The organism is Chitinophaga fulva, assembly GCF_012927205.1.
Lineage (GTDB): Bacteria > Bacteroidota > Bacteroidia > Chitinophagales > Chitinophagaceae > Chitinophaga > Chitinophaga fulva.
In genome coordinates this window covers 890,815-905,611 of the sequence record NZ_JABBGC010000004.1, presented here as the reverse complement: position 1 = coordinate 905,611, position 14,797 = coordinate 890,815, and the positions used below count along the sequence as shown (strand labels likewise).

The 14,797-nt window shown below is 50.0% G+C and carries 16 protein-coding genes; 4 read left to right on the top strand and 12 right to left on the bottom strand.

The window, feature by feature from the left end; genetic code table 11:
- Nucleotides 1–38: 38 nt before the first annotated feature.
- The 11 genes from HHL17_RS32135 to HHL17_RS32085 all read right to left on the bottom strand — a co-directional run bounded on the left by HHL17_RS32135 (nt 39) and on the right by HHL17_RS32085 (nt 9,270).
- Nucleotides 39–2,057 carry a TonB-dependent receptor gene (locus tag HHL17_RS32135; protein WP_169228890.1) on the bottom strand — a complete coding sequence of 673 codons (2,019 nt, stop codon included), beginning with the start codon at nt 2,055–2,057 and terminating at the stop codon, nt 39–41.
- 3 nt (nt 2,058–2,060) lie between these two features.
- Complete coding sequence (locus tag HHL17_RS32130; protein WP_317166666.1) at nt 2,061–2,930, bottom strand: urea transporter; 870 nt, start codon at nt 2,928–2,930, stop codon at nt 2,061–2,063.
- Nucleotides 2,931–2,981: 51 nt separating this feature from the next.
- Entirely contained in the window at nt 2,982–3,683 is a 702-nt protein-coding gene (locus tag HHL17_RS32125; RefSeq protein WP_169228889.1) for a hypothetical protein, read from the bottom strand.
- Nucleotides 3,680–4,501 carry an urease accessory protein UreD gene (locus HHL17_RS32120; RefSeq protein WP_169228888.1) on the bottom strand — a complete coding sequence of 274 codons (822 nt, stop codon included), beginning with the start codon at nt 4,499–4,501 and terminating at the stop codon, nt 3,680–3,682. The genes HHL17_RS32125 and HHL17_RS32120 overlap by 4 nt, the downstream gene beginning before the upstream one ends.
- Nucleotides 4,502–4,518: 17 nt before the next feature.
- Entirely contained in the window at nt 4,519–5,157 is a 639-nt protein-coding gene (gene ureG / locus HHL17_RS32115) for an urease accessory protein UreG (RefSeq protein ID WP_169228887.1), read from the bottom strand.
- Between the two features lie 23 nt (nt 5,158–5,180).
- Nucleotides 5,181–5,894, bottom strand: a complete 714-nt coding sequence (locus tag HHL17_RS32110) for an urease accessory protein UreF (protein WP_240976015.1) — start codon at nt 5,892–5,894, stop codon at nt 5,181–5,183.
- Nucleotides 5,875–6,387, bottom strand: coding sequence for an urease accessory protein UreE (gene ureE / locus HHL17_RS32105; protein WP_169228886.1), 513 nt, complete (start codon nt 6,385–6,387; stop codon nt 5,875–5,877). Before ureE ends, HHL17_RS32110 begins: the two co-directional genes overlap by 20 nt.
- A 12-nt stretch (nt 6,388–6,399) precedes the next feature.
- Nucleotides 6,400–8,121, bottom strand: coding sequence for an urease subunit alpha (gene ureC / locus HHL17_RS32100; protein ID WP_169228885.1), 1,722 nt, complete (start codon nt 8,119–8,121; stop codon nt 6,400–6,402).
- On the bottom strand, nt 8,118–8,492 hold the full coding sequence (gene ureB, locus HHL17_RS32095) for an urease subunit beta (protein WP_169228884.1): 375 nt from the start codon (nt 8,490–8,492) through the stop codon (nt 8,118–8,120). The genes ureC and ureB overlap by 4 nt, the downstream gene beginning before the upstream one ends.
- An 18-nt stretch (nt 8,493–8,510) precedes the next feature.
- Nucleotides 8,511–8,813, bottom strand: coding sequence for an urease subunit gamma (ureA, locus tag HHL17_RS32090; protein WP_078667430.1), 303 nt, complete (start codon nt 8,811–8,813; stop codon nt 8,511–8,513).
- A 187-nt stretch (nt 8,814–9,000) separates the two neighbouring features.
- Entirely contained in the window at nt 9,001–9,270 is a 270-nt protein-coding gene (locus HHL17_RS32085; protein WP_169228883.1) for a hypothetical protein, read from the bottom strand.
- Nucleotides 9,271–9,498: 228 nt separating this feature from the next.
- Here HHL17_RS32085 and HHL17_RS32080 point away from each other — a divergent pair, with 228 nt between their 5' ends.
- Together HHL17_RS32080 and HHL17_RS32075 are read left to right on the top strand one after the other, a co-directional pair.
- Nucleotides 9,499–10,383 (top strand): helix-turn-helix domain-containing protein, encoded by an 885-nt coding sequence (locus HHL17_RS32080; protein ID WP_169228882.1) that lies wholly within the window; start codon nt 9,499–9,501, stop codon nt 10,381–10,383.
- 109 nt (nt 10,384–10,492) lie between these two features.
- The gene (locus HHL17_RS32075; RefSeq protein ID WP_169228881.1) at nt 10,493–10,918 is read left to right on the top strand and encodes a hypothetical protein; all 426 of its coding nucleotides are present in this window, start codon (nt 10,493–10,495) and stop codon (nt 10,916–10,918) included.
- Between the two features lie 172 nt (nt 10,919–11,090).
- Here HHL17_RS32075 and HHL17_RS32070 read toward each other — a convergent pair whose 3' ends face one another.
- Nucleotides 11,091–12,650: a sulfatase gene (locus HHL17_RS32070; RefSeq protein WP_169228880.1), complete on the bottom strand. Its 1,560-nt coding sequence runs from the start codon at nt 12,648–12,650 to the stop codon at nt 11,091–11,093.
- Nucleotides 12,651–12,812: 162 nt separating this feature from the next.
- On the opposite strand from HHL17_RS32070, the gene HHL17_RS32065 reads away from it, so the two are divergent.
- Complete coding sequence (locus HHL17_RS32065; protein ID WP_169228879.1) at nt 12,813–13,766, top strand: hypothetical protein; 954 nt, start codon at nt 12,813–12,815, stop codon at nt 13,764–13,766.
- Between the two features lie 64 nt (nt 13,767–13,830).
- Nucleotides 13,831–14,544, top strand: coding sequence for a pirin family protein (locus HHL17_RS32060; RefSeq protein WP_169228878.1), 714 nt, complete (start codon nt 13,831–13,833; stop codon nt 14,542–14,544).
- Nucleotides 14,545–14,797 lie beyond the last annotated feature (253 nt).

Genomic DNA, 14,797 nt, shown 5'->3' with positions numbered 1-14,797 from the left:
GGCTGTTTTTTAAGAACGATCCGTCATTTACAGTATATTTAAAACCTTACAGAAACACCTGCCTTGAGGTAAAATGGTGTGCCTGGCGTGAAACACATATCCGTCACAGATTCCGTTTCATGCTGCAGGCGGGTTTCTGTTTCAAACTGCGCCTCATTCCAGTTGATGTTAAACAGGTTCTGTGCCTGTACAGTAAATTGGAACTGACGATGGGTGTAAGCCAGCATCAGGTCGTTCACGAAATATCCATTGGCCACGAGGCTGTTGGCTTCATTCGCCGGCCGGTCTTTCATATAACGGTAACGCAGGTTGGCAGAGAAGCCCATAGGCAGGTTCACACCAATACCGCCTGTGCTGGTCAGCACCGGCGCCAACGGTATATAATTCGCTCCTTTAGGCTGTCCTATCTCCCTCGCATTTGCATAGTTCACATCGGCATCGAGATAAAGCCATTTCACAGGCTGGTAACGCATGCTCACGTCCACGCCCAAACGCCGCGTTTTACCGGAAGGCTCCACCACCGCTTCATCTCCCACATACACAAATTCCTGTTGCAGGTACAGGTACCACAGCGTAGGCTGGATCAACAAATTAGGCACGGGTTTCAGCACCACGCCCAGGTCAGCACCGGCGGAAAAAGGCAATATATCTTTCCCGTTCTGTTGCATCACCACACGCATATCGTTGGAATGGAATCCCATACCGGTTTTCAGATACCACTGTGCTATACTGCCGGTGGAATAGGAAAAATTCAGCTTAGGGCTCACGCGGGTGGCTGTTACGCCCGGATCACCATTGGCGGGCTTTAGTTTATCCTGGTAATTGAAAATAAAATGATCTACACGCACAGCGGGATTAATACGCCAGTGGCCGGTATGCCAGGTCAGCCCCGTGTAGGCATGCAGGTTAGTTTCACGGCCGCTGCCCCAGGCCAGCCTGTTCAGCAACGTATCCCGGCGGTAAACATGGTTCAGCTCCAGGTCCTGGATATCATCAAGGCGCAGCCCTGCGCCGGATTGCCAGGTCAGCCGGCTGTTACCAACGGTGTAATCATGTGTGTACTGTTGTTCAAACCCGTAAATGCTGCGGTCATCTTTCTGTTGTATCTCATCGCCATGCACGGGGTCTTTCAGGAAAAAGGTAAAGTTGGAATACAGGTTGAACTGGTAACGGCTATAAAAGAAAAAGCTCTGCCACGACTCGTCGGCACTGGCCTGATGCCGGTAAGTCAGTGCGGCATTGGTGCGGGAGGTATTGCCGCCTTCTGTTGGATCAATGGAGCCCCAGCGACTGATCAGCCCTTCCGCCACGGCCCTTTCGGGAATCTGTCCGGATGCGTTCCAGCCGGAAGTAAAGGTGGATGCCTGGAAGGAAATATAGTCCTTGTCATTCAGCCACTGGTTGTATTTACCAAACAGGTTAAAGCGGCTGAACTGCTGCTGTACATCAAATGGGCCATTGGTGTAGTTATACTCGGTGGCAATATAGGCGTTGCGTTTAGCTGCGCTTTTATCTGCCAGCAGGTTAAAAACGCCTGCCAGTCGCATGGTATTGAAAGAACCACCTTCCACCTTGATCAGGCTGTTGTCCAGATGATCATACGTAGCAAAATTCACATAGCCGGCGGTGTTAAAATCCCCTTTTTCGGGATAATAAGCACCCTTGCCAAAGTCAATACTCTCCACGGTTTCCGGTATAAGGAAATGCAGATCGGAATAACCCTGTCCATGTGCATGGGATACAATATTGACCGGTATCCCATCAGCAGAAATATTAACATCTGTACCGTGGTCACAGTCAAAACCACGAAGGAAGATCTGTTCTGCCTTTCCCCCACCGGCATGTTGTGAGATGAACAATCCTGGTACCTTGCGCAGCAAGTCCTGCGCGGTATTGACAGGGATCTTCTTCAGGTCAATGTGCATCATCGCTTTTTCGATGCGGGGCGCACTTACTACAATCTGTTTCAGCTGTGTATGGGCGCTGTCTGCCGGTTGTTGTGCCAACAGCTGCTGCCATGCAGACAGCAGTCCCATTGCGAGTAATACTTTCTTCATTGGTTAATCTTTAATTTTTATCCCCATCTTTTGTGCTAAATACTGCATCCCAAGGGTTATCCAACAAGCGGCTACAAACGGGAAGGTCAACACAGCCATATGCTGCTGCAGCATCCCCACATCCAACAATACAGAGAGCACAACGGAAAATAACACCCAGATACCATCGCGGGGTTTATTGCCGGCAAAGGTAATAGCACACAATACAGCGTTAAAGCTAAACAATCCCATGTGAATGTCCATGGCCGGTTCTGCAAATTCCAGTGAAATAAACGCGCCTAACAGGGACGCACATACGCCATACAACGCAGCTATCGGTGAACTGATAAACACGGCAATAAAAAAGATAATGCCGGCTATCACGCTGCCCTGAAAAATTACTTCCCCGAAACCATTGGTAGCGGTGGTAAAGTCATCGTTTACCGGCATGGTACTGGCCACTGAGGCGGCCGCTCCCGGCATATATACGTGATGGAACAGGTACAACAATATCCACGTCGCCAGGATAAATGGGAAGGTAAATCCCGGCCAGCCACGGCGAATGAACTGATGCTGTAACCAGGTGGCAACCGCCGATCCCAGTACTACAGCCACCCATACCAGCGGAACAGGGTTAAAGTAGAAGGTCAGCGCTACGCCCACCAGCGTAGCACTGAAGCCGTACAAACCGGCCTCAATATCGTTTTCGTTGTAACGGAGCAGTTTCGCTGTCAGCGTGCCGGTAATAACCGCTACAACAGCCGCAATGCCCATCACGATTGAGTCGTAGAAGATTCCTGCCAGGAAAAGCGCACCTGTCCAGGCGTTGTTTTGGAGCATGATCTGTCCTACCCCCCTCAGGTAAGGGAGGACCAGTGGTTTCCGTTGTGTCACTTTTATTTGTTTAGGTGATGATGTGGAAGATGATTGATTATAATTTATTTTTTACCATCCGAGGAATACCATACCGATGCCACACATGGTGACAACAGCGCCGCCGATGGCGTGTACATATCTTTCGAGCTTATCTGTTTTAAGAAATGAATAGCCATAACAGCCAATCAGTACCATGGCCAGCATGGTGAGCACGGTAGTAATAGTGAAAACACTGATCAGCACCACTACTTCCAGCGAAGAACGATGTGCCCCGGAATAGAACAGCAGCGGCACCAACGGTTCACTGGGTCCCATCACAAAAATGGCGAACAATATCCAGGGCGTTACTTTCACACGGTTTTGCGGATAAACGATATCCCCATGCCGGTGCTCGTACACATAGATATCGCCGCCTTCATATACATCAAAATGTTTGTGAGGCTTGTTGAGGTAAGCCTGGCGAAGCCCCCACAACAAATACACTACACCAAAGCCCAGCAGGCACCAGCCGGACATATTGCCTCTGACGTCCTGGAACCAGGTCAGCTTCGACAGTTGCCAGCCAAGCAATACGCCAATCAACCCAATAACAACGGAACTGAGAATATGTCCAAAGCCACAAAGTACTGTCCAGAAAACCGTCTTGGACATCGTCCATTTTTTGGAACGGGACAACACGATGAACGGAAGGTAATGATCCGGGCCGGTGGCGGTATGCAGGCAACTGATCGTTACAGCAGATACCACCAGCGTTGTTAATCCTATATTCATGTGATAGCTGTTTTAAGTGTTTCAGTGACAACGTTATCACCGGTATGTTGCCAGAAATAACGCTGCATTTTCCGCAGGCAGTCGTACAGCTGTTCTCCGCCATTGCCGAGTATACGTACTACCAGGCAACGGACATCCGGCAGCGACACCCCGCCTATAATACCCTGCTCTTCTTCCAGCATCTGCCGCAAGGTGGTCATCTGCGTTTCCATATCAGCCGCACCGGTATTAATATGCAGCAATGTAGCCTGATGCGTGTATCCTTCCATCTGACCGATGGCCTGCATAGGCAGCAGCTGTGGTTGCAGCAACAGGTTATCTTTCAGGATGAGTTTCCCGCGGTGATATATTTCGGTGATGTTGTGCAGTTTGGAAAAACGGAACACCTCACCGGAATGTTTGCGGCCACAAGTGATGATCTCTCCGAAAGTAAACTGGCAGTCATCTTCCAGGTGCGCTACTGTATGCGATTTGAAAATCGCATTTTCATGCGGCACCACCGGATGCTGCACATAGCTGAATATGCTCTGTGCCTCCATGTGGATACGCTGTTGCTGCTGCGCACCGGTTTTCATATTGAACAACCGCTGATAGGACTGCGACTGCAATTGCAGTTTGCTGTGCGACTCCGTGCGGATATCGATATCGTAATGATCTCCATCCAGAATACCGGGCGAAGAGCTCATCACCATCAGGTACAAAGCCGGGTCCTGTCGGTAGATGCCCACATTGGCCAACTTGAATGGCCGGGTGCAGTAGCTGTCCTTCAGCCAGGAACGCCCGTTTTTATATCCGCTTATTAAATTGAGTTTGTTCATTATAATTCAATTACGAATTACCTTACCAATGCCGGTTCTTCGGCATCTTCCAGCAGGGCATATTTTTTAATCCAGCCAATCACGGTGTCCAGTCCCTGTAATGACATCAGGTTGGTAAACACAAACGGTTTGCCTGCACGCATTTTGCGGGCATCTCTTTCCATCACGCCGAGGTCTGCATGTACATAAGGCGCAAGGTCAATTTTATTGATCACCAACAGATCGGAGCGGGTAATGCCCGGACCACCTTTACGGGGTATTTTATCTCCTTCCGCCACGTCGATCACGAAGATGGTCACATCTGCCAGATCGGGACTGAAAGTAGCAGAGAGGTTATCGCCGCCGCTTTCGATCAGTATCAGTTCAATATTGGGGAAGCGCGCTGCCATTTCATCCACTGCTTCGAGGTTCATGCTGGCATCTTCACGGATGGCCGTGTGCGGGCAGCCGCCGGTTTCCACGCCGATAATGCGTTCTTTCGGAAGCAGGCTGTTTTTAGTGAGAAATTCAGCATCTTCCCTGGTATAAATATCGTTGGTGATCACACCCATATCGTAGGTGTTCATCAATGCACGGGACAACCGTTCTATCAGGGCGGTTTTACCGGAACCTACCGGACCGGCCACGCCTATTTTCACATATTTTCTGTCGCTCATAATAACTATTTCGTTGTTGTTAGTTAAGACATATAAAGCCTGGAATACAGCTGTTCATGCTGCATACAGCGGATATCGAAGCCAATGTTGCACACGCCTACCAGTTCCCGGTCCAGCGTCATCGTGGTGTTTACCAGCGACTGGATGACCGGCTGCATGCGGAACAATACGTCCTGCCCGTCCAGCTGCCCCAGCGGCACCAGCTTTACAGCATTGGTGACCATGCCCACCGCCGCGTTGTAATAAAAAGCATACAACGCTTCCGGCAGCGGCACGCCCATCAGACAGGCATACAGTCCGTATGCGATGCTATAGTGTCCCTCCGCTTTTTTAGCGACGGTAGCGGCCTCGTATTGCTGCGCCAGCACATAGCTTTGCTGCCGGCTGAATATTTTCATCAGCCGCACGCCCAGCTTCTGACTGGCCTGCCGTATCTCTCTCGGCATTTTGAGCGCGGAAGCCTCTTCATCGAGTGCCAGCAACGCAGCGAGATCACCAGCAGCAGCGGCGCGGTAAGCCAGGCAAACAAATGCCGCATCGTTGTATTGCAGGTTGTTGGTGAGCATGTGCTGCACAAACATCTCCGCGGAAGACACGTTGTTCACCAGTCCCAGCTGCACGTAGGTCTCCAGCCCATTGGAATGGGAGTAGCCACCGATCGGCAACGTAGGATCGCTGAGGTGCAACAGGCTGCCCAGGAAGTTGGCTGCCATGACGTTATCGTTCTTTTGCTGCAAGGCTCATAATTTTTGAGAAAAGAGAACTGCCGCCACCGTTGCCATGCGAATGTGGTTGCACATTTGCATTCAGCAGGTTGGTCAGTTTGGTATGTGCTTTTTCGGTTTGGTACCCGGCGGCCAGCAGCCAGCGGTAGATGGGCTCTTCAAAGGGCAACAGCACCTGGTCGTCCTGGATGAAAACAGGAAGGTGTTTGTTGCCGATCTCATAACATACGCTGCCCATTTCCAGCAGCGACCGTGGGGTGACCACGATCGCGTCGCTGGGAATAATATCTATCACTACGGCTCGGCTGTCGTCCATATAAAGGATATCGCCGATGCGCAGGCGTTGTCCTTCTTTCAGGAAGCGGATGGCTATCTCCATGCCCTGTTGTGTATGTTTGCGCTGAATGCGTTTGGTGGTTTCAAACCACTCCAGCAGCAAAGGGTCTGTGGCACGGCCTTCCAGTGGTGTAGTAGCGGTATTGCCAATGATCTTATCAATAATCATGTTGTACTGTTTTTAGAACAGGAAGTACCGTTGTGCTAAAGGCACGGTATCTACCGGTTCGCAGGTGATATGCACACCATCTACCCGTACTTCGTAGTTTTCCGGGTTGACAGTGATCTCCGGTGTTTTATCGTTGTGTATCAGATCTCTTTTGGAGATGTTGCGGCAACCGGATACAGGCAGCACCATTTTTTGCAGGCCGTATTCTTCCACGATACCTTTTTCAAGGGATGCTTTGGATACGAAGGTGGCGCAGGTCTGGTGCATAGCGCGGCCGTGAGCGCCGAACATGGTACGCAGGATCACCGGCTGTGGTGTGGGAATAGACGCGTTGGGATCGCCCATTTTAGCAGCGATGATCATACCGCCTTTGATGATCATTTCCGGTTTAGCGCCGAAAAGAGCTGGTTTCCACAGCACGATATCAGCGATTTTGCCGGGTTCCACGGAACCTACATATTCATCGATGCCATGTGCAATGGCCGGATTGATCGTGTATTTGGCCACATAACGTTTAGCGCGGAAGTTGTCGCTTTGGGCAGTAGCATCTTCATCAAGGAAGCCGCGTTGTTTTTTCATTTTATCGGCGGTCTGCCAGGTGCGGGTAACGACCTCGCCTACACGTCCCATGGCCTGTGAGTCGGAGCTCATGATGCTGAACACGCCCATATCGTGCAGGATGTCTTCCGCAGCAATGGTTTCCGGGCGGATGCGGGAGTCGGCAAAGGCCACGTCTTCCGGGATGCTTTTGCTCAGGTGGTGGCATACCATCAGCATATCGAGGTGTTCATCGATGGTGTTGACAGTATAAGGACGGGTAGGGTTGGTAGAAGCCGGGAGCACGTTGGGATACATCGCTGCTTTGATGATATCCGGCGCGTGACCGCCGCCGGCGCCTTCTGTATGGAAGGTGTGGATCACGCGGCCGTTGATGGCGTTGATCGTATCTTCCAGGAAACCCGCTTCGTTGAGTGTGTCTGTATGAATGGCCACCTGCACATCGTATTTATCCGCCACGTTGAGGGCTGCGTCTATCACAGCAGGAGTAGCGCCCCAGTCTTCGTGGATTTTCACGCCAAGTGCGCCGGCTTCCACCTGTTCAGCGATAGGTGCTTCGGTGGAGCAGTTGCCTTTACCGAAGAAGCCGAGGTTCATCGGGAAGTCGTCGGCCGATTGCAGCATTTTAGCAATGTACCATTTACCAGGGGTAACGGTGGTGGCGTTGGTGCCGTCAGCCGGACCGGTACCACCGCCGATCATGGTGGTGATGCCGCTGAACAGCGCTGTCTCTATCTGTTGCGGGCTGATGAAGTGGATGTGGGTATCGATACCACCGGCAGTGGCAATGAGGCCGTTGCCGCCGTGTACTTCTGTAGAGGCGCCGATCACCATGTTACGTTCTACGCCGTCCATGGTATCAGGGTTGCCGGCCTGGCCGAAGCCAACGATTTTACCGTCTTTGATGCCGAGGTCACCTTTCACGATGCCCCAGTGATCGATGAGCACCACGTTGGTGATCACCATGTCCAGTACGCCCTGGTCGCGGGTAGCGGTGCTGGATTGGGCCATACCGTCACGAACGGTTTTGCCGCCGCCGAATTTGCTTTCATCGCCGTAGTGGTTAAAATCTTTTTCTATTTCGATGATAATATCGGTGTCGCCTAAACGAACTTTGTCGCCTGTGGTCGGACCGTACATATTTACATATTGTTCTCTGTTGATGATCAGGCTCATGATTGCTGGTTTTTGAAGTTGGTGGCTGCGAGTTTTGCCATTGCTTTTTCCTTGCTGGATTCGAGGGCGGTATCGCCGTTAACGAGCTGGTTGAGGCCAAAAGCGCGACGGGCGCCGCCCAGCTCTACCAGCTGTACTTCTTTTTCTTCACCTGGCTCAAAACGCACGGCGGTGCCGGCGGGGATATTGAGTCTTTTACCGAAGGCCAGGGCCCTGTCGAAGCTCATCTGGCGGTTTACTTCAAAGAAATGGTAATGTGAACCTATCTGCACCGGTCTGTCGGCGGTATTGATCACTTTTATCGTGACGGTTTGACGGCCTTCGTTGCAGTGGATATCGCCGTTGGCGAGAAAATACTCTCCGGGTATCATGTTGAATGGTTTTAGCGGTTAGCGGATAGGATGGTGAACGGTGACGAGTTTGGTGCCATCGGGAAAGGTGGCTTCTATCTGTACATCATGGATCATTTCGGGGATGCCTTCCATGACGTCTTCCCGGGTGAGGATGGTAGCGCCGTACTGCATCAGATCAGCCACTGATCTGCCATCCCGTGCAGCCTCCAGCAGTTCGCTGCTGATCAGGGCTATCGCTTCCGGGTAATTGAGTTTCAGTCCACGTGCTTTGCGTTTGGCAGCCAGTTCTCCAGCCAGATGAAGCAACAGCTTTTCCGTTTCTCGCGGTGTTAAATGCATATAATTAATTTTAATATAATAGAACTCGGGTTTTTCGGTAGAAATTTCAGTTGACAGGAGAAAAAATAAGAATATTCTAATTCTTTTTCATATATTAATTTATGGCATTTGTAAGCCCGTTATGGCGCACATTTCCGGCAATACCGGAGCCATTTAAATCAATAAAGAAAAAAGAAAGATGGGCAGATTATGCCTGATGAGAAGGAATAATAAGGGTATGAAACAGTATAAAACGGGGAACCCGCTTCACCGCGGCATCAGGATGCACAAACCGGCATTGGCCGGTCAGCACGGTATTATCGGTGGTCAGGAACAATGCCTGGTAATAAGCTGCAAAAAGGGTGGTAAAACGCTGAAACCGGGAAACATGAAATACATCGCTCTCATCGTCAGAAGTCTCGTCATTCACAAAAGAAAACAACTGCAAAAAATCGAGACAGTCTTTTGTTGACAACAAGGTATCCGAACAATTTTTTCCCGCATCGAATGATTGGTGACCGGCCCTGGCTGACAATAAAGGAGTTTTGTTGTGGCCCGTGAAAGTAAATCCAATCAGGAAAAACAGTAATAATATGTACCTAAAGATGGCTTTCATTACAGGTTGCAAGGTAGATGTTAAAACAAACGATGAATAGCACAAATCCCGCATTTCTTTTCACAAATCACGCTACCTTTAGTAGCGGATATGAAATCATCAGTTAAATTATTCACCAATTTCGAATACAAAAAATCTTTCCTCCCGGGCGTGTCCAGGCAGGTACTGTTCAACGATGCACAGCTACAGGTATACCGCATCGAAAATTATCTGCGCAACATCGTTATTCCCGTGCCACCCTACCGCACCTCTTTCAACTTCCTGCTCTTCGTCACCAAAGGCACTATCGTGCAACAGCTGGAAGTATCTTCCTATAAACTGGAAGCCAACTCGGTCCTGCTTATCAAACAAGGGAGCATCACCGCTACCCTGGAAATATCGCCTGATGCCACCGGATTTTTTATTGTGTATGAAAATGAAATCATTAACCGGCTTTCGCTCAATAACAACCTGCTTAATTTTTTCTTTGCCACACCCTTTGTGACACTGCCAGCCAAAGCCGTGAAGTGGCTGGCACACCTCAGCGCGCTGCTGGAAGAGGAACTAAGCCTTATCAACGGCTCCATGGAAATATGCGTACCGCTGTTCCGTGCCCTGCTCAATAAAATATTGCTGCACGAATCTCCACGCCCGGTGACGCTCAACCGCAGCCTTGACATATCCCTGCGCTTCCGGGAAAAAGTACAACGCCATCATCTCCATGAAAAAACAGTGGAGTATTATGCCAGGCAACTCAATATCTCAGAAAACTACCTGAATAAATGTGTGAAAGAGGCAACCGGCAAACCACCCAAACAGTGGATCAACGAAATCAGTATCCTGCACAGCCAGATCCTCCTGCAAGATCCCGCCCGCGATATTGCCAGCATCGCCTTTGAACTCAACTATCAATCAGCGTCTTACTTCACCCGCCTGTTTAAACAGGTCACCGGCCTCTCTCCTTCTGCCTACCGGAAAAAGATCAAAGTCAGTTAAACCAATCATCCCTCCCGTATGTTTTAATGAAATTTTAAGCCGTTGCCGGGCAAGTTTTGGCCCAATGGCAAGGAAATTGAATTAACAGGCATACAAAACTTTAAAACACATGAAAAAGTTAATCGCTGCTATCGCTATTATGTTGGCCGTATCTCCGGCTTTTGCCCAAACTGCTCCTACAGCACCCGCTGCTCCCGCTCCTGCCAAACAGGCGCCGGCCAAACCAGCCAAAGCTCCCAAAGTAGTAGCTGCTCCGGAACAACGCGCCGCCCAGTATGCGGATGAACTGAAAACAAAACTGAATTTGACAGATGATCAATATAAAAAAGTACTGGCTGTCAATACAGAATGTATCCGCCGCAAGGACGCGCTGAAAGCTTCCGGCCAGAAAGACGGCAACGGTAAAAAAGAAATTGCCGCCTACCGCAAACAACAATACCAGACCATCCTTACACCAGACCAGCAGGCCAAACTTAAAGCCATGAACGCACAAGGTCATGACAAAGGCCAGAAAGACGGTGGAGAAAACAAGTAAATAACTACCTGAAAAATAAAAGAGGCTATCCATTATCAAAGGATAGCCTCTTCTATCGAGACTCGGATAAGATTATTCCAGTCACCATATAACCTACAACTGTTACACTGTTAGTAACAAGTCACAAATGTACGACACCAATTTTTAAAAACACCTTTTACTTTCCTCCAGGTTACCGTTTATTTTCCGGCCACGGTAAAGGTTTTCCACTCGCTTTTAATACCGGCATCGGCGCTTTCCACTGTTGCAACTGCTGCGACAACAATGCCAGCAACGACCGTACCCGGTCGGGGTAAACTGCCGCCAGATCACGTTTTTCACCAATGTCCGTTACCAGGTCATACAGCTCTGCACTGCCCTGTTGCTGGTCATATACCACCTTCCAGCGGCCTTGCCGGAGCGCGCTTTTATAGTTGATACCCGGCCCTCCATCGGGAATCCATTTATTCGGATAATGCCATACCAGCGTCCGCAAAGAGTCTGTCGTAGCAGGGTCCCGCAGGACCGGCACAAAACTTTTACCGTCAATCGTCTGAACGGCATCATATAACTGTATACCGGCCATTTCCAGTATAGAAGGGAAAAAATCCTCTACCATCAAATATTGCGGCGCCACACTGCCGGCCCGCGTTACGCCAGGCCATTTTACCAGCATCGGCTCCCGGATACCGCCTTCATATACCGACCCTTTACCGGCGCGCAAAGGCAGGTTCTGGGTATGCGGCGCACCACCCCGCGGTGGCGCAAGGCTCAACCCACCGTTATCGCTCATGAAAAGAATAATGGTATTGTCTGCGATCTTCCGCGTGGTAAGATAATCCATCACCTGCCCCAGGCTGGCGTCCATGCCTTCTATGAGGGAGGCGTATTTGGCTTCCGCCTCATCCAGCCCAATGTCCAGGTAATGCTGATAATACCGTTTGTCTGCCTGCAAAGGCACATGCACCGCATAATGCGCGAGGTACAGGTAAAAAGGCTGTCGCCTGTTGACCGGTTCATCCAGCGCCTTGAGCGCTTCCCGTGTAAGCGCCTCCGTGAGGAAGGTACCGGTACCATAATATTCCTCCAGGTCAGGCACCGCCTGCGCCGTAGCCTTACCGGGCATATTGCCGTAGTTCTCCTCCGACAGATAGCTCTGCGGATGCCCCGCCGCATGACCGGCGATATTCACCAGGAAGCCCATGTTGTACGGATTGGCACCCGGCGTGCCCATGGCGCCCCAGTGCGCCTTACCGGCATGAATGGTGTAATAGCCGGCGCCTTTCAGCAAGGCAGGCAACGGGGTGGCATATACGGTGTGTGGCACGCCCTGTACCGGGCTAAAGCCATTATGGTTCCAGGGAGCACTTTCCAGCGTATTGTCCGGCGCATCGGCATTTACGTCCTTACGCGGCGATGTCCAGTTGGTAACACCATGATGCGCAGCATTCATGCCCGTGATCATGCTCACCCGCGACGGGGTACACACCGGCGTAGCATACGCATTGGTGAACTTCACCCCTTCTTTGGCCAGTCGCTCCATATTGGGCGTGCGGAAACGTTTATTCTTGTCCGTCAGCTGGTCCCAGAAAGGGACGGAAGTATCTTCCCAGCCCATATCATCCACCAGGAACACAATGATATTAGGTTTCGGCTTTACCGGCCGCGGGTCTTTGAACTGGGCAGCGACGGGCAGCGTGCCTGCCAGTAGCAGACCGATGCACCATCGGAATGCGCGGATAAGTGTCTTCATATGGCTAAAGATAATACGCAGCCCGTAAAGATGTATCCCAGGAAGAAAGGTAACAGCCTGAACCTACCTCATTGTAATTCGGGATTTTAAATATTATATTTGCGGCATTAACAATCAAATTACCCCGGTCATTTGTTTAATCCAAATAATCACCATTTCACTATGAACAAAAAGTTCCTTTACGCAGCCATTGGTGTGGCTATGCTCTCTGTATCTGTATCATGTGATAACAGCAAAGGCGGCAAAGGCCCGGCTGCTTATGAAAGCAACTCTGTAGAAAAGGCCAGCCATGTCATTGAATACACTAACCTGTTGATTGATATAGCCAACAAACAGAACAACTATATCACCCGGGTGGCGGAGAATGTGGACAAAATTGAAAAGGGACTGAAGAACCCTTCTGACCACTTCGCTTTTATCGGCATTATTACCCCTACCTACTTTGACATGCCCAGACCCATGAACAAAGTAAAGGCGGATGAACCGGTTGATGAGCTGAGCAGCGACGACAAAAAGTTCTTCAAGGAAAAAGTCCCCGCCTACAGCGCCGGTTTCAAAAAACTGCAGGAGCAGTACAAACAACTGAGCGACTACCTGAAAGCAGAAGACTTCAAAGACGACAAAAGCGCCAAAGGCTTTGCACTGGTGGACTCTATCCGCGCCAGCACCCAACAGCTGATGACTGACAAGGTTGTCCTGATGAAAAAAGTCAATGAAATCGCTGACGCCAGCGAAGCCATCGTACTGAAAGAGAGCCCGCTGAAAGATTATATCCTCGCCATGAAAGCGGACCTGAAAGCCGTTCGTGATTTCGTGGAACTGACAGAAGGCAGCGAGGGCAATTACGGCGCCATCAAAGAGAAAGCAGAAGCCGCTTATGCTGCGCTGGAAAAAGCCAAAACAGAACACAGCCAGCTGAACCTGGACAATGCTAAAAAGGAAAACAAAGACGGTTACTATAAATCTTTCTATGACCGTGTGAGCGACTTCCTGATAACCGCCAAAAAAATAATGCGTGACAGCGCCGAAAAAGGCAAAATAGATGAATACCAGGTGGAATCACTGGGTAGAAGCTACGACAGCCTGATCAGCAGTTACAATTCTTTCAATAGCTAATTTTTAAGAAGAAGCAAAGCCAGATGGCTTTGCTTCTTCTTTATAGCATTCAACCCGATTGACTATGAAAACACAGCACTTCCCTGCCGGTGAAAGAGAGGTAAAAGACATCGGATGGCTGAAAAGCAATTTCTTCTTCAGCTTCAGTGACTTTTACCAGCCTATGCGCAGCGCCTTCGGCACGCTGCTGGCTTTCAACGATGATTTTGTGGCTGCCGGAAAAGGGTTCGGTATCCATCCACATATGAACATGGAGATCATTTCGGTGTTGCTGAAAGGCAAAATGAACCACAAAGACACGTTGGGCTACAGTACCAAAATAGAAGCCGGCGGCGTGCAGATCATGAGCGCCGGGGAAGGATTAAGACATGAAGAATACAATATAGGCGAAGGCGAGGTAAATTTCCTTCAGATATGGATCCAGCCTAAGCTACAGAACATTACGCCCCGCTACCAGCAGAGAAGTTTCCCTCGCAATAAAAGAAAGAACCGCCTCACTACCATCGTCTCCTCCGAGGAAGGCCTGGAACACTGCTGGATCAACCAGAACAGCCGGCTCTCCCTGGGTTACTACGATCTGCCCGGCTCTGTGCCCTATACGCTCCATCCACTCAATAAATGCCTGTTTATCTTCCTGATAGAAGGCACCCTGAAAGTGAACAATCAGGTACTGCACCCCCGGGATGCCATGGGTATCTGGGAAGCGAGCGAAATCAGCCTGCAACATGGAGAAGAAACCGAGTTTCTGATCATAGAAACCCCCATCAATCAAAAATAACCTGCCGGTTATTCCCCTCGTAAACTTTTTACCGGATTCGCCATGGCTGCACGCAGTGCATGGAAACTCACCGTGGCCATGGCTATCGTCAACACGCTCCGCACCGGAATGTCTTACCCCCTCAAATATCCGGATAATGGGTCATACCCAATTTCACAGTCTTATCAAAGTGATAATTTTACCAATTAAAATTTAACTTTATTTATCCAATTATAAAAAGAGATTGTCCGAAATCGGACGACCTGTATTTTTA